The following is a 25550-nucleotide window of genomic DNA, read 5'->3' on the forward strand; positions in this document are numbered from 1 at the left end:
ATCAGCTCCTCACGCTCTCGTCGGCGGGGTCCTGCCGGTCGGCGGGGTCTTGCCGGTCGGCGGGGTCTTGCCGGTCGGCGGGGTCTTGCCGGTCGGCGGGCTCCTGCCGGTCCGCGGGCGCCGACCGGTCCACGGGCTCCCGCAGGTCCGGTGGCTCCTGGGGCACGACCGGCACGGTCGCGAAGTGGCACGCGACCGTGTGCGGCACGTCAGGGCCGCCCGCGGCACCCACGAGCGCGGGCGCGCCGAGGCGCACCAGCACCGGGTCCTGCGTGCGGCACCGCTCCGGGACGACGGGGCCGTCGCCCTCGGCGGCACCCCCGGCCTCGGTTCCGGCCCCCGGCCCGGCCAAGGACTGCTGAGCGATCTGCCGCGCCAGCCAGCACCGGGTGTGGAAGCGGCAGCCGGACGGCGGGTCCGCGGGCGACGGCGGGTCGCCCTCGAGCACGATCTCGCCCGGCAGGTCGCGGGCGGTCGGGTCGGGCACGGGCACGGCGGACAGCAGCGCGCGCGTGTACGGGTGGCGGGCGTCGTCGTAGACGGCGGCGTCGTCGCCCTGCTCCACGACCCGGCCCAGGTACATCACCGCGACCTCGTCCGCGATGTGCTGCACCACCGCGAGGTCGTGCGCGATGAACAGGTAGGACAGGCCGAGCTCGTCCTGCAGGTCCTCCAGCAGGTTGATCACCTGCCCCTGGACGGACACGTCGAGCGCGGAGACCGGCTCGTCGCACACCAGGACGTCAGGCTTCACCGCGAGCGCCCGGGCCACCCCGATGCGCTGGCGCTGACCGCCGGAGAACTGGTGGGGGTAGCGGTTCGCGTGGTCGGGGTCGAGCCCGACCAGCTCCAGCAGCTCGGCGACCGCCGCGCGCCTGCCCCGCGCGGGCACCGCGTCGGGGTGGATCCGGAACGGCTCGCCCACGATCTCGCCCACCGACATCCGGGGGTTGAGCGACGTGTACGGGTCCTGGAACACCATCTGCACGGTGCGCCGCAGGTGCCTGCGCTCCGCGCGCGACATCGTCGAGACGTCCTGCCCGCCGACCAGCACCTGGCCGCGCGTCGGCTTCTCGATGCCGACCAGCACGCGGGCGAGCGTCGACTTGCCCGACCCGGACTCCCCCACCAGGCCGAGCGTGCGGCCGCGGCGCAGCGTCAGGGACACGCCGTCCACGGCCTGCACCTCTCCGACGGTGCGCTTGAGCAGCACGCCCCGGCGCACGGGGTACGACTTCGCCAGGTCGCGCACCTCGAGCACGACGTCGTCACCGCCGGTCCTCGTCACGACGGCCCTCTCAGCCACGGGCACCTCCCAGCACGTCGAGCGCGAAGTGGCACGCGGCAGCCCGCGGCGCGGCGGTCGTCAGGGCCTCGGCGGGAATCGCCGCGAGCGGCGGCGGGTCCGTGCGGCAGACGTCCTGCGCCACCTCGCAGCGCGGGTGGAACGGGCAGCCCGACGGCACCTGCCCCGGGCTGGGTGGCCGGCCGGGGATCACGTCGAGCCGGCCCCCTGCGGCTTTCGCGTCGGCCCGCGCTCCGGCGCCCGCGGCGGCGCCGCGGGTCGCGAGGCTCGGCACCGAGCGGAGCAGTGCCCGCGTGTACGGGTGGGCGGGCGCGGCGAAGATCTCGCGCACGGGCGCCTGCTCCACCGCCCGCCCGGCGTACATCACCGTGACGTCGTCGGCGACGCCCGCGACCACGCCCATGTCGTGCGTGATGAGCACCAGGGCCATCGTGCGCTCCGCCTGGATCTCGGCGAGCAGCCGCAGCACCTGCGCCTGCACGGTGACGTCGAGGGCCGTCGTCGGCTCGTCCGCGATGAGCACCTCCGGGTCCATGGCGAGCGCCGAGGCGATCATCACGCGCTGCCGCATGCCGCCCGAGAACTGGTGCGGGTACTCGTCCACCCGCTGGCGCGCGTTCGGCACCTTGACCAGGTCGAGCAGCTCGACCGCCCGACGGCGCGCCTCGCCCCGCGAGACGCCGTGCCGGGCTCGCAGCGCCTCACCGAGCTGGTAGCCCACCGTGTGCACGGGGTTGAGCGCCGCGAGCGCGTCCTGGAACACCATCGCCACGTGCTCGCCGCAGTACCGGCGGTGCTCCTTGGGTCGTAGGGCGAGCAGGTCGGTGCCCCGGAACCGCGCGGCGCCCTTCGTGATCCGTGCGGTGGGCGCCAGCAGCCCCATGACCGCCAGCGAGCTCACCGACTTGCCGCAGCCCGACTCGCCCACGATCGCGAGCGTCTCGCCGGCCCGCACGGAGTAGCTCAGGCCGTCGACGGCGCGCACGGTGCCGTCCGGCGTACGGAACTCCACCGCGAGGTCCTCGACCTCCAGCAGGGTCTCGCCCGCCGCCGCGCGCAGGGCCGTGCCGCCGGTCGGAGCGCTCGTCGTCATCTGTCCCACCGCCGTCACCGGAGCCTCGGGTCGAGCGCGTCGCGCAGGGCGTCGCCGAGGGCGACCAGCGCGAGCACGGTCAGGACGAGGCAGCCGAGGGGGAACAGCAACAGGTACGCGTACCCGCCGGTCACCCACTCCGAACCGTTGCTGATCATGATCCCCCAGGAGATGGCGGGCGGGCGGACGCCGATCCCGAGGAACGCCAGCACCGCCTCGGCGCTGATGACGCCCGCGATCGCCGTCGGCACGAGCGCCGTCACCGGGCCGATGGCGTTCGGCAGCACGTGCCGGGTCATCACCCGCAGGTCCGACGCGCCCAGGGCCTTCGCCGCCGTCACGTAGTCGAGGTTCTTCGCCTCCAGGACGCTCGCCCGCACGTACCGCGCGTACCCCATCCACCCGAACATCGTCAGCACCAGCGCGGGCAGCAGGATGACGTCGAGCGAGCCCGACCCCACGTGCACGTTGCGGAACAGCGACAGCAGCAGCAGTGCCGCCAGCAGCAGCGGCACCACGAGGAACACCTCGACCGTGCGCGACACCACGGCGTCGACCCAGCGCAGGTAGTACCCCGCGAGAAGGCCCAGCGTCACACCGATGACCACCGACGCCGCGACCACGAGGAACGCCAGCATCAGCGACGGCCGCGACCCGTGCACCAGCTGGGCCAGCACGTCGCAGCCGTGCGGGTCCGTACCGAACGGGTGCGGGGCGCCGAACCCCTGCGGGCGGATCTTCGAGTCGCCGATGATGCAGCTCTGCGGGTCGGTCGACGTGAACACCCCGGGGAACGCCGCCATGAACGCGAAGAACGCGATCACGAGCGCCGCGACCACGACGTCGGGCCGACGGCGCAGCGTGCGCCAGGCGTCCGAGACGACGGTGCGGGACGCCGCGACGTCGGGCACCACCCCGGCGGTCGCCTCCTTGGCCGCGGTCGCGTCACTCATAGCGGATCCTCGGGTCCAGGGCCGCGTAGGCGACGTCGACGACGATCATCACGACCACCGTGACGATCGCCAGGATGGTGACGACACCGATCACCAGGCCGATGTCGCTGCCCCGCACGGCCTCCCACAGGACGCCGCCCATGCCGTAGATGTTCATCATCCCCTCGGTGATCACCGCGCCCGCGAGCGCCTCCGTGAACGTCAGGCCGACCGCCGTGACCACCGGCACCGACGAGTTGCGGACCACGTGGTGCAGCAGCACGTGCCGCTCGTGCAGCCCTTTGGACCGGGCCGTGCGCACGTGCTCGCCGGCGTAGCTCTCGAGCTGGCTGGCCCGCACCAGGCGGATGAACGCGGCCGACCCCGCCAGGCCCAGCAGCAGGCCCGGCACCAGGACGCTCGCCCACGCGTGGTCGGCGTCGAACGACGGCCGGAACAGCTGCGCCGGCAGGCTGTCGGAGCCGAACGTGGAACGCGCCCATTCGCTCAGCGGCACGGAGAACACGTACCGGTAGACCAGCAGCAGCACGAAGATCGGGAACGCGTCGATGAGCACCGACGTCATCCGGATGCCGTGGTCCGCCGGGCGGCCGCGCCACCGTGCCGCCATCGACCCGAGGAACATGCCCATCACCAGCCAGGTGACGGTCACGACGGCGAACAGCTTGAGCGTGTTCGGCGCCGCCGTCGCGACGATGTCCGTGACCTCGCGGCCGCGCAGGTTCGTGCCGAAGTCGCCCTGGGCGTAGCCCGCGAGGCGCTCGGCGAACGGTCCCAGGCACGGGTTGCCGACCTGGTCGAAGCACGGGTCGTCGAGGCCGAAGCGTGCCTCGACGGCCGCGACCTGGCTCGCGCTCGGCACCCGGTCGCCGAAGAACGCGAGCGCCGGGTTGCCGTTGAGCTGGATGGCGAACGTGGTGAGCAGGTGCAGCACGAACACCACGAGGAACAAGGTGCCGACCGCCTGGAGCGACCTGCGGAGGATGTAGCGACCCATTCACGGACTCTCTGGTGGTGCGGATCGACGACGCCGGCCGGGCTCGCCGAGACCACTCCTGGGTCTCGACGAGCCCGACCGCGGTGAGTCACATGGCGTCGCTGACCTCCAGGATGCGCAGCTTGGGCTCACCGCTGAACGGGTCGAGGACGACGTTCGACAGCCGCTCGCTGTAGTAGTACGAGTTCACGGAGAACACGAGCGGTACGGTCGGGAAGTCGGTGGCCAGCGCGGCCTCGGCCTCCTGGTAGCGGGTCACCGCCTCCTCGAGCGTGGGCGCCTCGTCGCCGGCCTTGATCGCGGCCTCGAACTCCTCGCCGTAGTAGCCGAAGTTCGTGTTGCCGTTCTCCGCGTCCCCGCTGGCGTAGACCGGTGCGAGATAGTTCTCGTTCAGCGGGTAGTCCGGGAACCAGTTGGACCGGAAGGCCCCGGTGAACGCCCGGTCGCTGCGGTTCGCGAAGAAGTCCGGCGTCGGGTCGAGGGTGTACGGGATGCCCAGGACCTGCTGGATGGAGTCGCCGACCGCCTTGAACAGCTGCTCCTCCGTCTCGTCCTGGCCGAGGTGGATGGTCAGCGTCTCGCCCTCGGGCCAGCCGCCGGCCTTCTCGAGGGCCGCCTTCGCCGCGTCGGCGTCGAACGTGCACCACTCGCAGGTGCCGGCCTCGCCGCCAGGGACGCCGTCCGGCACGACCCAGCTGTCGGCGGGCACGCGCTGGCCGGGGAGGAGGGCGTCGATGATGCCCTGCCGGTCGATCGCCATCGAGATCGCCTTGCGGAACTCGATGTCCGTCCAGGGGCCGTCCTTGTAGAGCGGGAAGGCCAGGTAGGTGAGCGCCGCGCCCGGGCCCTCCAGGTAGCGCTCCTGCAGGTCGGGGTCGGACTCGGCCGCGGCCTGCTCGGCCGGCGGCGGGCTGCCGAGGTCGAGCACGCCGGCCTGGAAGTCGGGCCAGCTCGACTCGCCCGCGTACTCGGTCCACTCGATGGTGTCGTAGGTGGTGGGCGCCTCGTCGAGCGTGTAGCCCTCCCACAGGCTGGCCGTGAGGTTCTGCCCCTGGTTCCACTCGGAGACCTGGAACGGGCCGTTGCCGATGGGCTTGACGGAGCACGCCTCGATGTCGTCGAGGCACTCCTGCGCGATCGGGAAGAAGCCCGTGTAGCCGAGCATGGTCGCGAAGCCCGCGAACGGGCCGATGAGCGTGACCTCGAGGGTGAGGTCGTCGACGACCTTCAGGCCGCTGAGCTCCTGGGCGGCCGGCTCCTCGACGACGTTGCCGTCGTCGTCCGTCTCGCCCTGCATCTCGTCGTAGCCGGCGACGCGCTCGAAGAAGTAGTTGTTCGCCATCGCGTTGGGGCCGTAGGCCGCGTAGTTCCAGGCGCGGGCGAACGCGTTCGCGTCGACCGGCTCGCCGTTCTGGAACGTCAGGTCCGGCTTGATCTTGATGGTCCAGACCGTGTTGTCGCTCGACTCGACGCTCTCGGCCACGTAGTTGTACGGCTCCGTGGTCTCCGGGTCGTACCGCACCAGGCCGTCGTAGACGACGTCGAGCACGGAGATGTTGTCCCCGACGTTGGAGTCCATCGGCAGCAGCGTCTCGACGTCCTGCCCGAGCGACAGGTTGACCGTGGCACCCTCGCCACCGCCACCGCCGCCGTCGTCCTCGTCGCCGCCCCCACCGGAACAGCCAGCCAGGACCAGCGTCATCGTCGCCGTCGTCGCAGTCACGACGGTCCATCGCCCCATCTTCACCGGCGTCTCCCCACTCGTCACCGCTCCACGGCGGCATTGCCGTGGAACATATCGCCATCATGATGCCTCGTGGTGAAAATCACTGTTAAGGATGTGTAACGATCGCCCGTGTCGCCGTGCGCCGCGGCTTCCCGGCGATCACGGCGGCAGTTCGTGATCGGTGCGGCAGTTCGAGCTGCCGCCCTGATCACGAAGTGCCGCACTGATCAGCCTTCGACGCCGTCCACAGCGCTGGGCCGTCCACAGACGTGCCCGACCAGGGCCCGAGCCCGGCCGGCCCCGGGCACGCTGCAGCCCATGAACGACGCCGCACGCCTCCTCATCTCCCGCGAGCACGACCGCGCCGCACTGCGCCGGGCCATGGCCGACGGCGCGCTCGAGCGGGTGCGGCGCGGCGCCTACCGCCCCTCGGACGGCGACCCGCCGCGCGGCCGGGCGCATCGGCTGGCCCTCGACCACGTCCGCGCGACCCACCAGCAGCTCGGCGCGCGGCACGTGTTCAGCCACGTCAGCGCCGCCCTGGTCCGGGGGGTGCCGCTCTGGTCCGCGCCGACGACGACGCACCTGCTGCAGCGCTCGAGCGCGAGTTCCCGCTCGGCCCGGGACATCGTGCGGCACCGCGGGCTGCCCGACCGGTGGGTGGAGGTGGACGGCCTGCCGGTCACCGACCTCGTCCGGACGGTCGTCGACTGCGTCACCACCCTGCACCCCCTCGAAGGCCTCGTCGTCGCGGACTGGGCGCTGGCACACGGGCTCGACCGGGACGAGGCCGTCGCCGCCGTGCTCGCGCGGCGACGCCGCAACGGTCGGGCCCGCGGGCTGCTGGTCCTGAGGTCCGCCGACGGCGGCGCCATGCCACCGTGGGAGACGTGGCTGCGCTACCTGGTGCTGCGTCTCGGGCTGCCGCGGCCGGAGACCCAGTTCGAGGTGCGCACCCCGGTCGGGAAGTACTTCGTCGACCTCGCATGGGTGGAGCACCGGGTTCTCGCCGAGTTCGACGGGCGGATCAAGTACCGCGACGGGGAGTTCGGGCCGGGCTACGACGCCGAGCGCGCCCTGTTCGATGAGAAGGTGCGCGAGGACGCGATCACGGAGCACCTCGGTGTGCGACCGCGGCGGTTCGTGGCGCGCGACGCCGTCGACCCCCGACGTTCCGCCGAACGCCTCCTGGCCCTGTTCCCGCCGGACGTCCGCCGCGCGGCACGCGTCAACCCGCTGCTGCCCCTTCCGCCGGCCCGCCGCTCCTGACCCGGTCAGGGCGGCAGTTCGTGATCAGTGCGGCAGTTCGAACTGCCGCCGTGATCACGAACTGCCGCACTGATCAGCCGGTGTCAGCCGACGACGCGGTCGAGGGCGGCGACGGCGGCGTCCAGCACGGACTCCTCGACCGTCAGCGCGGGCCGGAACCGCACCGACCGCTCGCCGCACCCCAGGATGAGGAACCCGGCGTCGTGCAGTCCGGCGAGCGCCGCGTCGCGTGCCTCGCGCGACGGCAGGGACACCGCGCACATGAGCCCGCGCCCGCGCGGGTCGGTGACGACGCCGGGGTGCTCGGCCGCCAGGCCCTCGAGCCGGGCGAGCAGGCCCGCTCCGACACGGGCGGCCCGTTCGATCAGGCCCTCCGCCTCGACGACCTCCAGGATGCGGCGCGAGCGCACCATGTCGGCGAGGTTGCCGCCCCAGGTGGAGTTGATGCGCGACGAGGTGTGGAACACGTTGTCCGGCACCTCGTCCACGCGCCCGCCGGCCATGACGCCGCACACCTGCGCCTTCTTGCCGAAGGCGACGACGTCGGGCTGCACGCCGAGCTGCTGGTAGGCCCACGCGGTGCCGGTCATGCCGACGCCGGTCTGCACCTCGTCGAGCACGAACAGCGCGTCGTACGAGTGGCACAGCGCCTGCATCGCCTGCAGGAACTCGGGGCGCAGGTGGTGGTCGCCACCCTCGCCCTGGATCGGCTCGGCGACGAAGCACGCGATGTCGTGCGGGTGCGCCTCGAACGCGGCCCGGGCCTCGGCGAGCGCGCGGGCCTCCAGGGCCTCGACGTCGCGGGGCGTGCCGTCGGCGTCGTGCCCGGGGTAGGGCGAGCTGATGCGCGGCCAGTCGAACTTGGGGAACCGGGCGACCTTGCCAGGCTCGGTGTTGGTCAGCGACATCGTGTAGCCGGAGCGACCGTGGAACGCGTGTTGCAGGTGCAGCACGCGCGTGCCGAGCTCGGGCGAACGGCCGTGGGCCTCGTTCCACCGCGACTTCCAGTCGAACGCGACCTTGAGCGCGTTCTCGACGGCGAGCGCTCCGCCGTCGACGAAGAACAGGTACGGCAGGGCGGGGTCGCCGAGGACGCGCGCGAACGTGTCGACGAAGCGGGCGAGCTCGACGGTGTAGACGTCGGAGTTGGACGGCTTGTTGATCGCGGCGCGGGTGAGCTCCTCGCGGAACATCGGGTCGCGGAACAGTGCCGGATGGTTCATGCCCAGGGGGTTGGAGGCGAAGAAGGTGAACAGGTCGGTCCACTCGCGGCCGTCGCGGGCGTCGACGATGGTCGAGCCGTGCGAGTGCTCGAGGTCGAGCACCAGGTCGAACCCGTCGACGAGCAGGTGCTCGCGCAGCGACTCGAGGACGGCGGTGGCCTCGATCGGGCCACCGACGCTGGAGGCAGGGCGCTGAGAGATTGTCTCGGTCATAGAGCGACCGTAAAGGAAATTCTCCGGTAGAACCAGGGTTGCACCGCAAACGTTCCGCTACTTGAGGGTTGCGTGTCCCTCGAAGTACGTCCGCAGCACGATCGTGGAGCGCGTGGACACCCGCGCCTCGCGGCGGATGACGCCGAGCAGGTCCTCCAGCGCGCTGGGCGACGGCACGCGCACGAGCAGCAGGTAGTTGGCGTTCCCGGCCACCGACCAGCACGCCTCGATGCCGGCGACGCCCCGCAGCCGCTCGGGCGCGTCGTCCTCCTGGGACTGGTCGAGCGGCGCGATCTCGACGTACGCGGTGATGGGCAGCCCCACCGACTCCGGGTCGACGACGGCGCGGTACCCGGTGATCACGCCGCGCGCCTCGAGCTTGCGCACCCGCGCCTGCACGGCGGACTGGGAGAGCCCGGACGCCGACGCGAGCGCGGAGAGCGTCGCACGGCCGTCCGTCTGCAGGGCGCGCACGAGCACCCGGTCGACGTCGTCCTGGAGCATCGCACGACCTTTCATCCCCGGTTCACCCGACCGTCGGGTCCGGAAGCCGCCTGGCGCACGTCTCTCCCAGTGGCGGCATCCTGCCGCCCCGAGCGCGAGGCTTGGAGGAACACCATGCTCACACACGCGATGTGGGTCCACGGTCACCAGGTGCGGATCGAGAACCCGGAGCGCATGGCACAGGTGTGGCGTGCGGGGTTCTTCTCCCGCCTCGTGGGGAGGCCGGGCACCACCAACTGGCTGCACCTGCCGGTGCCCACCCCGGTGATCGTCGACGACAAGAGGCAGATGGTGCACTCCGCACTCGTGCGGCTCCGGTGCGGCTCGCGACGTGCGACGGTGACCAACGTGCACGTGTTCGACGGTGCGCGACGCATCGCCGCCCACGACGGGCTGTCGCTGTCCCCGTCCGCCTTCGGCATGGAGCGCTTCGACGTCCCGGAGCACCCCGACGTGGTCGAAGGGCTGGGGATCACGCTGGGCGTGCGCTTCGCGGGCCACTCGGACGCGGAGAACACGATCGAGATCGCGTCGGCGGGCTGCGACCTGACCCTCATGGAGACGGTGCGGCTGCACGTCAAGACGCTCACCGCCCCGACCCGGTTCACGATCGACCAGATGGTCGCGGGCATGCAGCAGGTGTACGCGGACGCGGGGATCCGCGTCGTCCGGGCGTCGGACGAGACGCTGAACCTGCCGGACCTCGACGTCGTCGATACCGGCGAGTGCCGGCGCGGCCAGTCCACGGCGGAGCAGTCGACGCTCTTCGGGAACCGCAACGGCGCGGGCGGCAACGACGTCGTCGTCTATTTCGTCCGGGCCACCAACCCGCCGCTCAACGGCTGCGCGGCTCATCCGTCGGGCCGGCCCGGGGCGGTCGTCGCGTCGGGCGCCAGCCGGTGGACGCTCGCGCACGAGGTCGGGCACGTGCTCGGCCTGAACCACGTGAGCCCGGCCGACCGCCTGATGATGGGCGGCGGCACCGACAACATCACGAACCCACCGCCGGACCTGGTCGCCTCCGAGGCGTCGACCATGGTGGCGAGCGGGCTCACCCAGGCACCGTGAGCGAGGAAGGACCAGCCATGACCCTCGACGAGCTCCGCCGACTCCTGGACGCCGACGAGACGCAGTACGACGCAATCGCCGCACGGCTCACGCCGGACGACCTGCCGACGGTGCGCGAGCTGGCGCACGACGAGAACCCCCTGCGGGCCAGCAAGGCCGTCTACCTGGCGAGCCTGCTGGGCGGCGCGGACGTCGTGGTGGAGGCCGCGACGGCCGACGACCCGATCCTGCGGGCCGCCTCGGCGTCGGCGCTGACGAACCTGCCGCCCCGTGAACGGGCGGGCATCGCGGAGAAGCTGGTGGGCCGCGGCGACGTCGCCGTCGACAAGCTCGTGATCCGCTCCCTGGAGGGCGCCGTGCCCTCCGCGCTGGCCGACCGGCTGCGCAGGCTGTCCACCGCGAGCCCGTCCGAGCTCGTGCGGTCCCTGTCGGCCGACACGCTCCGCCGCCTCGGGTGACCGGGCGCTCTGAAGAAAGGACGACGACCATGCCTATCAACCACGCGATGTGGGCACACGGCCACTCGATGGCGGTCGAGAACCCGTCGGCTCTGGTGAGCGAGTGGCGCGCCGGCTTCTTCATCCGCACGATCGGCCGCGCCGGGAGCACGAACTGGTTCCACTTCGGCATCCCCACGCCGGTGATCGTGGACGACGACCGCCTCACGATCGACTCGGCCCTCGTGCGGCTGAAGTCCGCCGGGCGGGGGGCGAGGGTCACCCACGTGCACGTGTTCGACGGCGAACGCCGGGTCGCGGCGCACGACGGGCTGTCCGTCGCCCCGACGGGCTGGGAGATGCTGCGGTGGCCGGTCCCGGGCCGACCCGAGGTGCTCTGGGGCGTGGGCGTCACGCTGGGTGTGGCGTTCAGCGGGGCGTCGGACGCCGAGAACACGCTGGAGCTCGCCTCCGCGGGGGTCGACTTCTTCGGGTGATCCGGGTGGTCAGCCGGCGACCTCGGCGGCCTCGAGCCACGCCATCTCCAGCTCCTCCTTCTCCGCGGCGAGCTCGCGCAGCCGCGCGTCGAGGGTCGCGACGCCCTCGTAGTCCGTGGGGTCGGCCGCCATCTTCTCGTGCAGCCGCTTCTCCTCGTCGGCCACCTTGGCCAGCCGCCGCTCGACGCGCGCGATCTCCTTGCGCGCCGCCCGCACCTCCGCTGCGGAAGCCGCCGGCTCCTGAGCCGGGCCGGACGAGGAGGCGTCCTCCGTGGCGGTCACGGACGGGCCCCGCGACGCGACGTCACCGCCCCGCGAGGAGGCGGCCTGGTCCGCACGACGCAACGACAGGTACTGCTCGACGCCGCCGGGCAGGTCACGCAGCGCGCCGTCTCCCAGCAACGCCCACTGCCGGTCGCACACCCGTTCCAGCAGGTAACGGTCGTGGGAGACGACGATCAGCGTGCCCGGCCACCCGTCGAGCAGGTCCTCGACCGCCGCGAGCGTGTCGGTGTCGAGGTCGTTGGTGGGCTCGTCGAGGAGCAGCACGTTGGGCTCGGAGACGAGCAGCCGCAGGAGCTGGAGCCGACGCCGCTCCCCTCCCGACAGGTCGCGCACGATGGTGTGCGCGCGCTCGCGGGTGAACCCGAGGCGCTCGGTGAGCTGGCCGGCGGTGAGCTCCTTGCCGTCGATGACGACGGTGCGCTTCTCGCGGTCGACCACCTGGACGGCGGTGAGGTGCGCGACGTCGTCCAGCTCGCCGACGTCCTGGGTGAGCTCGGCGACGTGCACCGTCTTGCCCCGCCGCACGCGGCCGGAGTCCGGCTGGCGACGGCCGGCGAGGAGGGCCAGGAGCGTCGTCTTGCCGGAGCCGTTGACGCCGACGACGCCGTACCGGTCGCCGGGGCCGAGCCGCCAGGTGACGTCGTCGAGGAGCACGCGGCGTGCGCCGGCGTCGTCACGGGCCGGGACGGTGACGGTGACGTCCTCGAGATCGAGCACGTCCTTGCCGAGCCGGCGCGTGGCCATCTGCGTGAGCTCGAGCGTGTCGCGCGGCGGCGGCTCGTCGTCGATGAGCGCGGCGGCGGCGTCGAGCCGGAACTTCGGCTTGGAGGTGCGCGCCGGGGCGCCGCGCTTGAGCCACGCGAGCTCCTTGCGCAGCAGGTTGTTGCGCTTCTCTGCGGCGGTGGCGGCCTGCCGGGACCGCTCGGCACGCGCCAGGATGTAGGCCGCGTACCCGCCGTCGTACCCGTCGACGGCGCCGGTGCCGTCGCCACGCACCTCCCAGGTGCGGGAGCAGACGGCGTCGAGGAACCAGCGGTCGTGCGTGACGACGACGAGCGCGCCGCTCGCACCGGGGCGTCCGTAGCGCGCCTGCAGGTGCTCGGCGAGCCAGGCGACGCCCTCGACGTCCAGGTGGTTGGTGGGCTCGTCGAGGAGCAGCACGTCGGGGTCCTCGACGAGCAGCGCGGCGAGCGCGACGCGGCGGCGCTGGCCGCCGGAGAGGGTGGTGGCGGGCTGGTCCAGGTCGAGGTCGGACAGCAGCCCGGCGTGCACGGTGCGGATCCGTGCGTCGGAGGCCCAGGCGTGGGTGGCGTCGTCGCCGTGGACGAGGTCGCGGATCGTCGCCGCGTCGTCGGCGTCGTCCCGCTGGACGAGCATGCCGAGCCGCGACCCGCCCACCCGCGTGACGCGGCCCGCGTCGGGCGCCTGGGTGCCGGCCAGCAGGCGCAGCAGGGTGGACTTGCCGGCCCCGTTGGGGCCGACGACGCCGATACGGTCGCCGTCGTCCAGGCCGAGGGAGACGTCGGACAGGAGGGTGCGGGTGCCGATCGTCAGTGCGATGCCGTCAGCCCCGAGAAGATGTGCCACTCCCCGAGGGTAGACAACGCGCGGAGGTGGCGGTCACCGCAGCGCTCGCAACGGCCGAGGGCTCGCAACGGCCGAGCGCACGAGCGGGACGGCTTCTCCAGGGCCGGCGGCAGCCCCGACGTTGTCGTCCCGACACCTGTCGCCCGAGCAGGACTGGCAACCTCTCAGCGGTCGACGGTCCGCCCGTCCGGGACCCTCCCGCTGACCGGGAAGAACCCGCTGAGCGGGAACAGCCCGGACCGCCCCCGACGCACCGCAGGCCGGTCCCGCGCCGCTAGAGTTCCGTCGGAGCGACCGACGACCCGGAGGACCGATGGCCCAGTTCGACCTGTCCCGCGCCGAGCTCGAGGCGTACCAGCCCTCGATCGACGAGCCCACCGACTTCGACACGTTCTGGTCGGAGACGCTCGCCGAGGCGCGCGGCTACGGCGGTGCGCCGGTGCTGGAGCGGGTGGACGCCGGCCTGACCGAGCTCGTGGTGGACGACGTGACCTTCCCCGGCTTCGGCGGCCACCCGATCAAGGGCTGGCTGGTGCGCCCCGCCCGCGCGCAGGGACCGCTGCCCGTCGCCGTCGAGTACGTGGGCTACGGCGGCGGCCGCGGGCTGCCGCACGAGCAGCTCGGCCTCGCCGCCGCCGGGTACGCGCACCTCGTCATGGACACGCGCGGCCAGGGCGCGGGCTGGGGCTCCGGCGGCCACACCCCCGACCCGGTGGGCAGCGGCCCCGCGACGCCGGGGTTCATGACGCGCGGCATCGCGGACCCGCACGACCACTACTACCGCCGTGTCATCACCGACGGCGTGCGCGCCGTGGACGCCGTGCGGCAGGTCGACGGCATCGACCCCGGGCGGGTCGCCGTCATGGGCACCAGCCAGGGTGGCGGCATCGCCGTCGCCGTCTCGGGCCTCGTGCCCGACGTCGTGGCGTCCGTGCCGAACGTCCCGTTCCTGTGCCACTACCGCCGGGCCGTGGAGATCACGGACGCCTTCCCCTACGGGGAGATCACCCAGTACCTCTCGGTGCACCGCGGCCAGGAGGACGTCGTGTGGCGCACGCTGTCGTACCTGGACGGCGTCTCGTTCGCGCGGCGTGCCCGCGCGGCCGGGCTGTTCTCGGTCGCGCTCATGGACGGCGTCTGCCCGCCGTCGACCGTCTACGCCGCGTACAACGCCTGGGGTTCCCTGGCGGGCGGCGCCGAGCGGACGATCGACGTGTACCCGTACAACCAGCACGAGGGCGGTCAGGCCTACCGGTTCGCGCCCACGCTCGCCTGGCTGGCCAAGCACCTGTAGCCCAGGCTCTCGCAACGTGCGTGAGCAGGGCGCGGCGGGCTCAGGGCAGGAGGCGGGCTCCGTGAGCGGGCCCCGAGGTGCACCACACCGAGTCGGCGGCGCCCTCCGCCGTCCACGACGCCGCGACGGCCAGCGCGTGCTGTCGCGAGCGCGCCAGCGCGGCGACGGTCGGGCCGGAGCCCGAGACCAGCACGCCCAGCGCGCCCGCGTCGCGGGCCACGTCCTGGGTCCGCTCGAGGTCGGGCCGCAGGGACAGGGCCGCCGGCTCCAGGTCGTTGTGCAGCGCCGCGCCGAGCGCGTGCGCGTCGCCCGCGCGCAGGGCCTGCATGAGGCCCGTGTCCTCCGCGAGCTCGACGTCGTGGCCCGACCCGGCGGTGAGCTCGTCGAACCGGCGATAGACCGCAGGCGTGGACAGGCCCTCGTCGCGCACCGCGAACGCCCAGTGGAACTCGCCGCGCGTCATCGCCGGAGTGAGCAGGTGCCCACGCCCCGTACCGACGGCGGTGTGCCCGAGCAGGGCGAACGCGACGTCGGCGCCGAGCTCTGCGGCGAGACCGCTCAGCTCCTCGCGCGACAGCCCGGTGTCCCACAGCGCGTCGCAGGCCACGAGCGTCGCGGCGGCGTCGGCCGACCCGCCGGCCATCCCGCCCGCGACCGGCACGCCCTTGACCAGGTGCAGTGCCACGTCCGGCTCGACGCCGACGAGCCGGGCGAGCGACTCGGCGGCGCGCCAGGCGAGGTTCGTCTCGTCGCACGGCACGAGCTCCGCGTGCGGGCCGTCCACCGTGACGGACACGCCCGAGCCCGCCGCGACCTGCCGAGCGGTGACCTCCTCGTACAGGGCCACGGCCTGGAAGATCGTGACGAGCGGGTGGTACCCGTCCTCCTGCACCGGCCCGACCCGCAACGACAGGTTGACCTTGCCCGGGGCCCGCACCCGCACGGACGGCAAGGGCGCGGCGGCGAGGTGCGTCATGCGTCCACCGTCCCGTCCACGCTGCCCGCCGTGGCCCCACCCCCGGAGCCGGCAGCCGGCACGTGACCGGGCGCGCGGTGGAGCTGCTCGGCGATGCGCGCGAAGTCCGCGACGCCCAGCCGCTCGCCCCGCAGCGACGGGTCGACGCCCGCCGCGCGCAGGGCCTCCTCCGCGACGACGCCTGACCCGAACAGGCCCGACAGCGCGGCACGCAGCGTCTTGCGGCGCTGCGCGAACGCGGTGTCGACCACGGTGAACACCTCGCGGCGCGTGGCCGTCGTCGGCGGCGGATCACGACGCTCCAGGGCGACGAGGGCCGAGTCCACGTTCGGCACGGGCCAGAAGACGTTGCGGCTGACGTTGAGCGACCGGCGCGTGTCGGCGTACCAGGCCGCCTTCACCGACGGGATGCCGTACGTGCGCGAGCCCGGCTCCGCGGCGAGCCGGTCCGCCACCTCGGCCTGCACCATGACGAGGACCGTGGCGAGCGAGTCGAACCGCTCCAGGAACGTCAGCAGCACGGGCACGGCCACGTTGTAGGGCAGGTTCGCCACGAGCGCCGTGGGCGGCTCGCCGGGCAGCTCCGTCACGTCGAGCGCGTCGGAGAGCACCACCTCGAAGTCCGCCTGCGGGGCGTGCCGCCGCACGGTCTCGGTGATCTCCCCGGCGAGCACCGGGTCGATCTCGACGGCGACGACGGAGCAGCCCGCCTCGAGCAGGCCGAGCGTGAGCGACCCGAGGCCCGGCCCGATCTCGACGACGCGCTGCCCCGGCTCGACGCCGGCGGCGCGCACGATCTTGCGCACCGTGCCGCCGTCGTGCACGAAGTTCTGGCCGAGCGTCTTGGTGGGCCGGACGCCGAGACGCCCTGCCAGCTCGCGGATCTCCGCAGGGCCGAGCAGGGCGCCAGGGGTGGGATTCATACCCAGGATGCTACTTCCCGTGGTGCCGGGGCGATCGACGACTCAGTACCAGCCGACGGACTGCGAGTGGCCCCACGCGGCGCACGGCGTGCCGTAGCGCCCGGAGATGTAGCCGAGGCCCCACTCGATCTGCGTGGCGGGGTTCGTCTGCCAGTCGGCGCCGGCTGTCGCCATCTTCGAGCCCGGCAGCGACTGCGGGATGCCGTAGGCGCCGGACGAGGGGTTCTGCGCCGAGGCGTCCCAGCCGGACTCCTTGGTCCACAGGGACTCGAGGCACGACCACTGCGAGCCGGACCAGCCGCGGGCGGCCGCCATCTGGCGACCGATGTCTCGCGTGGAGCCCGAAGAGGTCGGCGTGGACGGCCGCTTCTTGGTGCCCTTGACGCGCACCTCTGTGACGGGCTTCTTCGTGACCTCGTCGGAGACCTTCGACTTCTTGACGACCTTGCCGTCGACCGTGGTCACCTCGTGCACCACGGTCCGCACGCCGTCGGAGCCCTTGCGGGTCACCTTCGCGTCCAGGTCGGCGTAGCGGCCCGAGTCCTTCTTCGTCGTCGTCTTGTGCTCGACGTCGACCTTCCGGGTGACGTCCTTCGTCTCCACGCGCTGCACGACGACGGCGACCTCGGGAGCCTCGGTCTGCGCGGCGGCCTGGGTCGCGGCCCCGTCGGCCTTGTCGGCCTCGTCGGCCTCGTCGGCCTCGTCGGCCTTCTTCTGCGCGGCGGCGACGTCCTTCGCGACGTCCTTCGCGGCGGCGTCGGCCACGTGCACGCGGTCGTCCCGGTCGAGCTCGACGTCGGCCGCGTCCAGCGCGGTGGCGACGTCGGCGACGTCGGTACCGTCGCCGACGACGTGCGCGGTGCCGTCGTGCACGACGGCGACGGGGCCGTCGACGTCCAGGTCCACCGGGAGGCTGGCACGGTCGCCCGAGCGGGACGCGACGATGCGCACGTCGCTGCCGCGGGCGGAGAGCACGTCGAGGGCCTCGTCGGCGTCGAGGGCGGTCACCCAGGTGTCGGTCCGCTCGCCGTCGACCTGCAGCGCGAGCTGCTTGCCGGAGCGCACGACGACGTCGGAGCCGTCCCGGAGCGCGCTGTCCGCTCCGGGGGTCACCTCGTCGCGGGTGTCCACGACGACGCCCTGCGCCTCGAGGAGACCGTCGACGGAGCCGGCGGTGGTGGTCACGGTGCGCAGCTCGCCGTCGACGTCGAGCGTCACGGACTTGAGGGAGCCTGCGTAGGCGGCCGCGCCGCCGCCTGCGACGACGGCTGCCGCGGTGATCCCCGCGACGAGGAGGCGGCGCGGGCGGCGGGCGGGGGTCTCGGGCCGGGCCTGGTCGGTCGGCGTGGGCTCGAAGAGGTCAGGGCTTGTGGTCACGAAGGTCCGTCTCGTCGTGGTCTCCGGGCACGACGATCGAGCGTGGGCTCCTGGCCACCGTGCGGCACCGGTCCGACGACTCGGGTGCTCGACCCCCGAGCCGCGACGTCTCGTGGACGACGCGGGGCTCCGGGGTCCCGTCACGGTCTCGACCGTCCGATCCGGCGGTCAGACTCCGCGCGCATACACCTGATCGGCACCTGCCGCTCGCGGGACACTCCACCGTAACTGATTCGTTATTCAACTTCCTGCCTCAGGGCGCGATCGTGAGGAACGCCACCACACCTTCACGGACCGCTTCCACCCGGGCGCGCGACCTGCGAAGCCCTCTCAGGACGCACGGACGCCCGGGCCCGACCAAGGTCGGACCCGGGCGTCCGGGTGCTGTGCGGGACCGCTCAGAGGAGGCCGAGCTTGGCCGCGCAGGCCGGCCACTGACCCCAGCCGGACTGCGCCTGCAGCTTCTGCGCGAGGCGCGTCTGCTCGGCGGCCGACGCCTCGGACGGGAGGCCGGAGCCGCCCATCGCCTGCCAGGTCGGCAGCGAGAACTGGTACAGGCCGTAGTAGCCGTTGCCCGTGTTCGTCGCGGGGTTGCCGCCGGACTCGCACTGCGCGAGCTGTGCCCACACGCCGGCCGGCGCGGAGCCGCCGGACGAGGAGTCGGAGGAACCGCTGGACGAGCTCGACGAGCTCGAGGAGGACGACGAGCTGGACGAGGTGTCCGCCGCGGGCTCCGGCTCGGGCTCGGGGCGCTCCTTGGTGCCCTTCACCACGACCTCGGTGACCGGCTTCGTGGTCACCTTGTCCGAGAGCTTCTTCTTGGTGACGACCTCGCCGTCGACCGTCGTGACGCGGTAGACGACCGTACGCTTGCCGTCCTTGCCCTTCGTGGCCACGTAGCTGCCCTCGTCGGCGTACCGGTCGTCGTCGGTCTTCGTCTTCGACTTGTGCTCGACGTCGACCTTCTTGGTGACCTTCTTGGTGTCGACGCGCTCCACGACGACCCGCACCGCGGGCTCGCCTGCGGCAGCGGGCTGCCGCTCGACGAGGACGCGGTCGTCGCCGTCGACGGTGATGTCGAGCCCGGCGAGGATCGCCTCGAGCCCGACGCTGCCGTCGTCGATCACCGTGGTGGTGCCGTCCGCCACGAGGGCGACCGGCTCGTCGGCGTCGAGCCGCAGCGGGAGCGAGGCGCGGTCGCCGGAGCGGGAGGCGACGAGCGCGACGTCGGATCCGCGGGCGGCGAGCCCGCTCAGCGCCTCGTCGGCGTCGAGGGCGGTCACCCAGACGTCGTCCCGCTCGCCGTCCACGTCCACGGTGAGCTCGCGCCCGTAGCGGACCACGATCTCGGAGCCGTCGCGCAGCGCGGAGTCGGCCCCCGGGGTCACGGCGTCGCGGCCGCTCACACGCACGCCCTCGGCCTCCAGGAGGCCGGCGACCGAGCCGGAGTAGGTGTCGACGGTGCTGATCGCGCCGTCGATGTCGAGCGTCACGGTCTTGTGCGCCTGACCGTAGGCGGCCGCGGCACCTCCGGCGAGGACGACCGCGCCTGCCGTGAGGCCGGCGATCAGGGGCCACCGGCGACGGGCCGGCGCCTCGGCCACGGCGGTGCCGGACTGGGTGGCGGGCTCGTCCGGCACAGGTGCGGTCGGCGGGGTCGGGTTCTCGTTCGAGGGGTTCACTCGGGTCCAGTCGTCGTGCGTCCCGGTCACGACGAACGGAGGTCCCGGCTGGCTGTCAGGTCCCGCGTCGATCCGGCGGCTCCCAAGACCGTAACCGCATCGTTACCTGCAACCAACCCCCGCTGTGGTAAGTATGCCCGGCTCTGTCACCGCATGTCCCGAAAGTCACAGCAGTGACCTTGCTCGCCCCGGTGGTGTGACGCCGGTCAGTAGAAGCCCTTCGCCACCGAGTGCGCCCACGCGTCGCACGGCGTGCCGTATCGGCCCGAGATGTACCCCAGCCCCCACGTGATCTGCGTCGACGGGTTGGTCTCCCAGTCCGCACCGGCCGACGACATCTTCGAACCCGGCAGCGCCTGCGGGATGCCATAGGCGGTGCTGTTTGGGTTGTCCGCGTTCCAGCGCCAGCCGGACTCCTTGGTCCACAGCTTGTCGAGACACACGAACTGGTCGTCGCCCCAGCCCCGCTCCGCCGCCAACGCCTTGCCGATCGCCCTGGCCGACCCCGGGTCGACGCTGACGGTCGAGACATCGAGCGTGCCGACGACGACCACCTCGGTGACCGGCTCGCGCGTCACCTCTTCCGACTTCACCGACCGTTCCACCTCGACGCCGTCGAGGGTGCGGATCTTGTACGTCGTGACGCGCTCCCCCGGCACGCCCGCCGTGCGGACCTTCTCGTAACCCTGCGGCAGGTCGGCCGACTCGACGGTCTCGGTCTCGAACGGGATGACCTCCGTGACCGTGTCGGACGCCGCCTTGCCGCGGCTGATCAGCACGACCATGCCGTCGACCGCCGCCGCCCCGGGCGGCACGGACGTCTTGTCGTGCTTGCCGAGCCTGATGCCCGCCGTCGCGAGGACGTCGCCCACCGTCGAGGCCGACGTGCGGATGGGCAGCACCGACCCGTCGACCGCCACCTGCACCGTCTTGAGGGTGGACACCCGCAGCGGGGCACGGTCGAGCAGGGTGGACCGCGACGCGGACGTGACCGCCTCGGTACCGCGCGGGCCGAGGGCGGCCAGGAGCTCGCCGACGGTGTGCGCCGTCGTCGCGAACGTGGTCGTCTCGCCGTCGATCTCGACCGTGACGTCGCGGCTGGTGCGGACCACGACCTCGCCGCCGTCGCGCGCCGTCGCCGACGCCGCCGGCTGCACCAGGTCGTCGGGCCCGACGGCGATGTGGTGGTACGCCAGCAGGTCGCCGACGGAACGGCCGTACGCGTCGACCGTGCGCACCTGGCCGTCGAAGTCGATCGTGACCGACTTGTGCGTCTGGACCACGCCCACGGCACCACCCGCCAGGGCGAGCAGCACGACGCCGTGCACGGCGTTCCGGGCTCCGGCGGACAACGGCTGACGACGCCGCCGCGCCGTCTCACGCTGCGCTGACCTGCTCACACTCCGCACGAGCACCAGACCGTAGCCGAATCGTGACGGGCGAGGAAGGGACGCCCAGGGATCACCACGGCCCGTAGACCTGCTCCGACGTCGCCGACACCGTCGCGCACACCTCGTCCAGCGGCCGGGACAGCACCTCCGCCATCGCCCGCACCGTGTGCGCGACGACGTACGGCGCGTTCGGGCGGCCCCGGTACGGGTGCGGCGGCAAGTACGGCGCGTCCGTCTCGACCAGCACCAGGCCGAGCGGCACCGCGCGCAGCGCCGCCCGCAGGTGGTCGTTCTTCGGGTACGTCACCGGGCCGGCGAACGACAGGTACCAGCCGTGCTCCGCGGCGAGCGCCGCCATCTCCTCGTCGCCCGAGTAGCAGTGGAAGACGGTGCGCTCCGGGGCGCCGTCCGCCAGCAGCACGTCGATCACCTCCGCGTGCGCGTCCCGGTCGTGGATCTGCAGCGCGAGGCCGAGCTCCTTGGCCAGGGCGACGTGCGCGCGGAAGGCGGCGCGCTGCGCCTGCGCGCCCCGAGGGCCGGTGCGGAACAGGTCCATGCCCGTCTCCCCGACGGCCCGCACGCGCGGGTTCCTCCGGGCCACCTCCGCCACACGGGCGATCGCGTCGTCGAGCCCGACGGCGTGGTGCGACGCCGGGTCGGGCTCCAGCCCGTCCGGCCCCACCTCGCGCACGCCCGCGTGGAGCACCGCCTCGTTCGGATGGATCGCCACCGCCCCGAGCACGCCCGCCGGCCCGCCGACGTCGCTCAGGAGCCGGTCGGTCCAGTCGATCGCGGGCAGGTCGCAGCCCACCTGGACGACGCGATCGACGCCGGAAGCCGCCGCGCGCGCCAGGTGCTCCGCCACGCCCGGCACCGGGACGTCGTCGGGCAGGATCCCGGCGATCGCGTCCAGGTGCGTGTGGTTGTCCACGACCGGGACGGGCAGCGGCTCCGGGTCCGGCGGGAACCCGCGGTCGCGCTGGCGTGCCACGCGGGTCAGGCGTCGTCGGGCAGGCGGGGGAACAGCACGGCGCCCTTGGTCACGACCGTGCCCGCCGGGAGGACGCCGAACGTGCCGGCACCCGCCATCGGCTGCGCGTCGAGCGTACCGAGGGCCTGCTCGCCACCCAGCGACTCCCACAGCGCCGCCGTCGCCTTCGGCATCACCGGGTGCAGCAGCACCGCGAGCGAACGCAGCGCCTCCGCGGCGGTGACGAGCGACGTCGCGAGCCGGCCGCCGTCCACCCCGTGCCCCTCGGCGTCCGTCTCCCCCGGCTGCTTGGCGACCTTCCACGGCTGGGTCTCGGTGATGTAGACGTTCGTCGCGTCGACGAGCGTCCACGCCGCCGCGATCGCGTCGTGGATCGCGAGCCGGTCCATCGCCGCCTCGGCCTCCGCGACCGCCCGCGCCGCGACGTCGGCCAGCCCCGTCTCGAGCGACGTGAGCTCGCCGGCGCGCGGCAGCGAGCCGCCGAAGTACTTGCCGATCATCGCGGCCGTGCGCGAGGCGAGGTTCCCGAACCCGTTCGCAAGCTCACCGTGGTAGCGCGCCGCCATGTCCTCCCAGGAGAACGAGCCGTCGCCGCCGAACGCGATGGTGCGCAGGAAGTAGTACCGGAACGCGTCCGAGCCGAACGTGTCGATGATGTCCGACGGCGCGATGCCCGTGAGCTTGGACTTGCTCATCTTCTCGCCGCCCACCAGCAGCCAGCCGTGCGCGAACACCGTCTTCGGCAGCGGCAGGCCCGCGGCCATGAGCATGGCCGGCCAGATCACCGCGTGGAACCGCAGGATGTCCTTGCCGATGAGGTGGACGTCCGCGGGCCAGGTGCGCTCGAACTTCTCCCGGTCCGCCGCGTCGTCGCTGCCGTACCCGATGGCCGTCGCGTAGTTGAGCAGCGCGTCGAACCACACGTACAGCACGTGCTTGGAGTCCCACGGGATTGGGATGCCCCAGTCGAACGTGGAACGGGAGATCGACAGGTCCTGCAGGCCCTGCTTGACGAAGCCGATGACCTCGTTGCGGGCGCTCGCCGGCTGCACGAACTCCGGGTGCTCCTCGTACAGGGCCAGGAGACGGTCCGCATAAGCGCTCATCCGGAAGAAGTAGTTCTCCTCCGAGAGCATCTCGACCGGCTTGCCGTGGATCGGGCACACCTTCTGGCCCTCGTGCTCCCCCATGCCGTCGAGCAGGTCGCCCGGGAGCTTGTACTCCTCGCAGCCCACGCAGTACGGGCCCTCGTACGCCCCGGCGTAGATCTCGCCGTCGTCGTAGAGCCCCTGCAGGAACCTCTGCGCCCGCTGCGTGTGCCGGTCCTGCGTGGTGCGGATGAAGTCGTCGTTGCGCGCGTCGATCGTCTTCAGCACCGGCTCCCAGGAGTCCGCGACCAGACGGTCGGCCCACTCCTGCGGCGTGACGCCGTTCGCCTCGGCGGTGCGCAGCACCTTCTGCCCGTGCTCGTCGGTGCCGGTGAGGAACCAGACGTCCTCCTGCCGCTGCCGGTGCCACCGGGTGATGACGTCCGCCGCGACCGTCGTGTACGCGTGCCCGATGTGCGGTGCGTCGTTCACGTAGTAGATCGGCGTGGTCAGGTAGAAGGACTGAGCAGGCTCGGGCATGGGGACATCGTAGTTGTGCCGTGCCCGGCACCACACGCGCATTCCGTCAGCCGGCCACCGGTGGCCGCCGGTGGCCGCCGGTGGCCGCCGGTCGGTCCGCTCACCCCACCGGTGCCAGGGACACGTGCACCAGCCGGTCGTCGCCGGCGCGCGGTGACCCGCGGCCGTCCGTGTTGTTCGTGAGCACCCACAACCCGTCGGCGTCGTCCCCCGTGACCGCCGCGACGGCGCGCAGCCGGCCCAGCTCGCCCGCGAGCAGCGGCTGCGGCTCGCCCAGGCCCGCGTCGCCGGCCCCGCCGTCGTCGGCCCCGCCGTCGTCGGCCCCGGGCGCAGGCTCGAGCGGGACCCGCCACAGCGTCTGGCCGCGCAGCCCGGCCAGGTAGACGGCGCCGTCGGTGACGGCGAGGCCCGACGGCGACGCCTGGTCCGTCGTCCACCACGCGACCGGGTCCACGAACCCGTCGTCACCATCGTCACCGTCGCCCGGACCCTCCGCGTCGGGCCAGCCGTAGTTGCCGCCGGGCGTGATCACGTTGAGCTCGTCGTAGGTGTTCTGGCCGAACTCGCTGGCGAACATGCGGCCGCCGTCGTCCCAGCCGAGGCCCTGCACGTTGCGGTGCCCGAGCGACCAGAGGGCCGACGCCGGGTCCGGGTTGCCGGGAGCGGGCTCGCCGTCAGCGGTCAGGCGCAGGATCTTGCCGCCCAGCGAGCCCGGGTCCTGGGAGCGCGCCGGGTCCGACGCGTCGCCCGTGCTCACGTAGAGGAAGCCGTCCGGGCCGAACGCGAGGCGCCCGCCGTCGTGGTTGCCGGCCCGGGGGATGCCGGCGACGACGGTCGTCAGGTCGCCCAGCTCGGTGCCCTCCAGCGTGGCGCGCAGCACCGCGTTGTCCTCGGCTCCCGTGCGGTAGACGAACACCTCGCCCGGCCGCTCGGCGTCCCCGGGAGCGACGGCGACGCCGAGCAGGCCCGCCTCGCCGCCCGGCACCGTCTGCACGGCGAGCTGGTCCGCCCCTGGCCCCGTGACGTCCGTCGTGGTGCCCGCGTCCGGGTCCACGACGACGAGGCGGGCCGCGTCACGCAGGCTGACGAGCAGCGTGCCGTCGGCCAGGGGCGCCAGGCCCCACGGCGCCTCGAGGCCGTCGACGACGGTGGTGACCTCGGTCGCCGGCACCGGGGCCGGCGTCGGCGCGGTACCGGACGCGGCGGACGAGCCCGGCGCGGACGGTGTCGCGGGACCGCCGTCCGCTCCGGCGGTGCAACCGGCCAGGAGCACGGCCGCGAGCCCGATCGTCGTCATCCTCGGTGTGCGCATGGGTCGATCATGACGCGTTCCACGATCAGCGCGGCAGTTCGGGATCAGGTCGGCAGTTCGAACTGCCGACCTGATCCCGAACTGCCGCGCTGATCACGCGGGTGCGGACAGTGGCAGAGTGGACACATGAACGAGAACCCGGCCACGCGTGCCCTGATCGTCGTCGACGTCCAGCCGACGTTCTGCGAGGGCGGCGAGCTCGCCGTCGACGGCGGCGACAAGGTGGCCCGCGACATCGCCGCGTACGTCGCGGCGCACCGCGACCGGTACGCCGTCGTCGCGACGACGCAGGACTGGCACATCGACCCGGGCGACCACTTCAGCGACACCCCCGACTTCGTCGACTCGTGGCCGCCGCACGGCATCGCGGAGTCGCCGAACGCCGAGCTGCATCCGGCGCTCGCCGACCTGCACGCCGACGTCACGGTGAAGAAGGGCCAGTACGCGCACGGCTACTCCGGCTTCGAGGGTACGGACTCCGACGGCCGCACCCTCGCCCAGGCGCTGCAGGACGCCCGCGTCGACGCGGTCGACGTCGTCGGGCTCGTGGAGTCGCACTGCGTCAAGCGCACCGCCCTGGACGCCGTCGGGCTCGGGCTCGCGACGCGAGTGCTCACCGACCTCACCATCCCGGTGAGCGCCGAGCAGGGCGAGCAGGCCCGCGCCGAGCTCGCCGCCGCCGGGGTCTCCCTCGCGCCCTCCACCGCGAGATAGAGAGGGCCCCCACGCGAGATAGAGAGCCCGGACCGGCGAGATAGAGAGCCCGGACCCTCTCTATCTCGCCGGTCCGGGCTCCCTATCTCGCGGGGCGGGGTGCT

Annotated in this window: 22 protein-coding genes; 6 read left to right on the forward strand and 16 right to left on the reverse strand. The window is 73.0% G+C overall.

Features of this window, described 5'->3' with window-relative positions:
* Window position 1 precedes the first annotated feature (1 nt).
* The 5 genes from LEP48_RS06035 to LEP48_RS06055 form a co-directional block, all read right to left on the reverse strand.
* Window positions 2-1306, reverse strand: coding sequence for an ABC transporter ATP-binding protein (locus LEP48_RS06035; RefSeq protein ID WP_308009983.1), 1305 nt, complete (start codon window positions 1304-1306; stop codon window positions 2-4).
* Window positions 1299-2399, reverse strand: a complete 1101-nt coding sequence (locus LEP48_RS06040; RefSeq protein ID WP_225564673.1) for an ABC transporter ATP-binding protein — start codon at window positions 2397-2399, stop codon at window positions 1299-1301. Before LEP48_RS06040 ends, LEP48_RS06035 begins: the two co-directional genes overlap by 8 nt.
* A gap of 14 nt (window positions 2400-2413) precedes the next feature.
* Complete coding sequence (locus LEP48_RS06045) at window positions 2414-3352, reverse strand: ABC transporter permease (protein WP_225564674.1); 939 nt, start codon at window positions 3350-3352, stop codon at window positions 2414-2416.
* Complete coding sequence (locus LEP48_RS06050) at window positions 3345-4349, reverse strand: ABC transporter permease (RefSeq protein WP_225564675.1); 1005 nt, start codon at window positions 4347-4349, stop codon at window positions 3345-3347. Before LEP48_RS06050 ends, LEP48_RS06045 begins: the two co-directional genes overlap by 8 nt.
* An 88-nt stretch (window positions 4350-4437) precedes the next feature.
* Entirely contained in the window at window positions 4438-6072 is a 1635-nt protein-coding gene (locus tag LEP48_RS06055; protein ID WP_225564676.1) for a peptide ABC transporter substrate-binding protein, read from the reverse strand.
* Between the two features lie 321 nt (window positions 6073-6393).
* Here LEP48_RS06055 and LEP48_RS06060 point away from each other — a divergent pair, with 321 nt between their 5' ends.
* A complete protein-coding gene (locus LEP48_RS06060) occupies window positions 6394-7344 on the forward strand; it encodes a hypothetical protein (RefSeq protein ID WP_225564677.1) in 951 nt (316 codons plus the stop codon).
* A gap of 83 nt (window positions 7345-7427) precedes the next feature.
* Here the strand turns inward: LEP48_RS06060 and lat are convergent, their stop codons facing one another.
* Entirely contained in the window at window positions 7428-8780 is a 1353-nt protein-coding gene (lat, locus tag LEP48_RS06065) for an L-lysine 6-transaminase (RefSeq protein ID WP_225564678.1), read from the reverse strand.
* A gap of 57 nt (window positions 8781-8837) precedes the next feature.
* Window positions 8838-9284 carry an Lrp/AsnC family transcriptional regulator gene (locus LEP48_RS06070; protein WP_304608325.1) on the reverse strand — a complete coding sequence of 149 codons (447 nt, stop codon included), beginning with the start codon at window positions 9282-9284 and terminating at the stop codon, window positions 8838-8840.
* A gap of 114 nt (window positions 9285-9398) precedes the next feature.
* Here LEP48_RS06070 and LEP48_RS06075 point away from each other — a divergent pair, with 114 nt between their 5' ends.
* From LEP48_RS06075 to LEP48_RS06085, 3 genes are read left to right on the forward strand one after another with little or no spacing between them, the layout of a single operon-like run.
* Entirely contained in the window at window positions 9399-10352 is a 954-nt protein-coding gene (locus LEP48_RS06075) for a DUF6623 family protein (protein ID WP_225564680.1), read from the forward strand.
* Window positions 10353-10369: 17 nt separating this feature from the next.
* The gene (locus LEP48_RS06080) at window positions 10370-10810 is read left to right on the forward strand and encodes a hypothetical protein (protein ID WP_225564681.1); all 441 of its coding nucleotides are present in this window, start codon (window positions 10370-10372) and stop codon (window positions 10808-10810) included.
* Window positions 10811-10839: 29 nt separating this feature from the next.
* Entirely contained in the window at window positions 10840-11286 is a 447-nt protein-coding gene (locus tag LEP48_RS06085; protein ID WP_225564682.1) for a DUF6623 family protein, read from the forward strand.
* A gap of 9 nt (window positions 11287-11295) precedes the next feature.
* On the opposite strand, the gene LEP48_RS06090 is transcribed toward LEP48_RS06085, so the two are convergent.
* Window positions 11296-13158 carry an ABC-F family ATP-binding cassette domain-containing protein gene (locus LEP48_RS06090; RefSeq protein WP_225564683.1) on the reverse strand — a complete coding sequence of 621 codons (1863 nt, stop codon included), beginning with the start codon at window positions 13156-13158 and terminating at the stop codon, window positions 11296-11298.
* Window positions 13159-13471: 313 nt separating this feature from the next.
* Here LEP48_RS06090 and LEP48_RS06095 point away from each other — a divergent pair, with 313 nt between their 5' ends.
* Window positions 13472-14452 (forward strand): acetylxylan esterase, encoded by a 981-nt coding sequence (locus LEP48_RS06095; protein ID WP_225564684.1) that lies wholly within the window; start codon window positions 13472-13474, stop codon window positions 14450-14452.
* A 40-nt stretch (window positions 14453-14492) separates the two neighbouring features.
* On the opposite strand, the gene LEP48_RS06100 is transcribed toward LEP48_RS06095, so the two are convergent.
* From LEP48_RS06100 to LEP48_RS06135, 8 genes are all read right to left on the reverse strand, one after another.
* On the reverse strand, window positions 14493-15428 hold the full coding sequence (locus LEP48_RS06100; protein WP_225564685.1) for a 4-(cytidine 5'-diphospho)-2-C-methyl-D-erythritol kinase: 936 nt from the start codon (window positions 15426-15428) through the stop codon (window positions 14493-14495).
* Window positions 15425-16351: a 16S rRNA (adenine(1518)-N(6)/adenine(1519)-N(6))-dimethyltransferase RsmA gene (gene rsmA, locus LEP48_RS06105; protein WP_225564686.1), complete on the reverse strand. Its 927-nt coding sequence runs from the start codon at window positions 16349-16351 to the stop codon at window positions 15425-15427. Before rsmA ends, LEP48_RS06100 begins: the two co-directional genes overlap by 4 nt.
* 42 nt (window positions 16352-16393) lie before the next feature.
* On the reverse strand, window positions 16394-17728 hold the full coding sequence (locus LEP48_RS18740; protein WP_225564687.1) for an aggregation-promoting factor C-terminal-like domain-containing protein: 1335 nt from the start codon (window positions 17726-17728) through the stop codon (window positions 16394-16396).
* Between the two features lie 398 nt (window positions 17729-18126).
* Window positions 18127-19440 carry a resuscitation-promoting factor gene (locus LEP48_RS06115; protein ID WP_225564688.1) on the reverse strand — a complete coding sequence of 438 codons (1314 nt, stop codon included), beginning with the start codon at window positions 19438-19440 and terminating at the stop codon, window positions 18127-18129.
* A gap of 176 nt (window positions 19441-19616) precedes the next feature.
* Window positions 19617-20810 (reverse strand): aggregation-promoting factor C-terminal-like domain-containing protein, encoded by a 1194-nt coding sequence (locus tag LEP48_RS06120; RefSeq protein WP_225564689.1) that lies wholly within the window; start codon window positions 20808-20810, stop codon window positions 19617-19619.
* A 61-nt stretch (window positions 20811-20871) separates the two neighbouring features.
* Window positions 20872-21792, reverse strand: a complete 921-nt coding sequence (locus tag LEP48_RS06125; RefSeq protein WP_225564690.1) for a TatD family hydrolase — start codon at window positions 21790-21792, stop codon at window positions 20872-20874.
* A gap of 5 nt (window positions 21793-21797) precedes the next feature.
* Window positions 21798-23420, reverse strand: coding sequence for a methionine--tRNA ligase (gene metG / locus LEP48_RS06130; protein WP_225564691.1), 1623 nt, complete (start codon window positions 23418-23420; stop codon window positions 21798-21800).
* Between the two features lie 100 nt (window positions 23421-23520).
* Window positions 23521-24732 (reverse strand): PQQ-dependent sugar dehydrogenase, encoded by a 1212-nt coding sequence (locus tag LEP48_RS06135; RefSeq protein ID WP_225564692.1) that lies wholly within the window; start codon window positions 24730-24732, stop codon window positions 23521-23523.
* 126 nt (window positions 24733-24858) lie between these two features.
* Between LEP48_RS06135 and LEP48_RS06140 the strand changes: the two genes are divergently transcribed.
* Window positions 24859-25446, forward strand: coding sequence for an isochorismatase family protein (locus LEP48_RS06140; protein WP_225564693.1), 588 nt, complete (start codon window positions 24859-24861; stop codon window positions 25444-25446).
* Window positions 25447-25550: the final 104 nt, after the last annotated feature.

Origin of the sequence: Isoptericola luteus (assembly GCF_020297055.1) — a bacterium.
Taxonomy (GTDB): Bacteria; Actinomycetota; Actinomycetes; order Actinomycetales; family Cellulomonadaceae; genus Isoptericola; species Isoptericola luteus.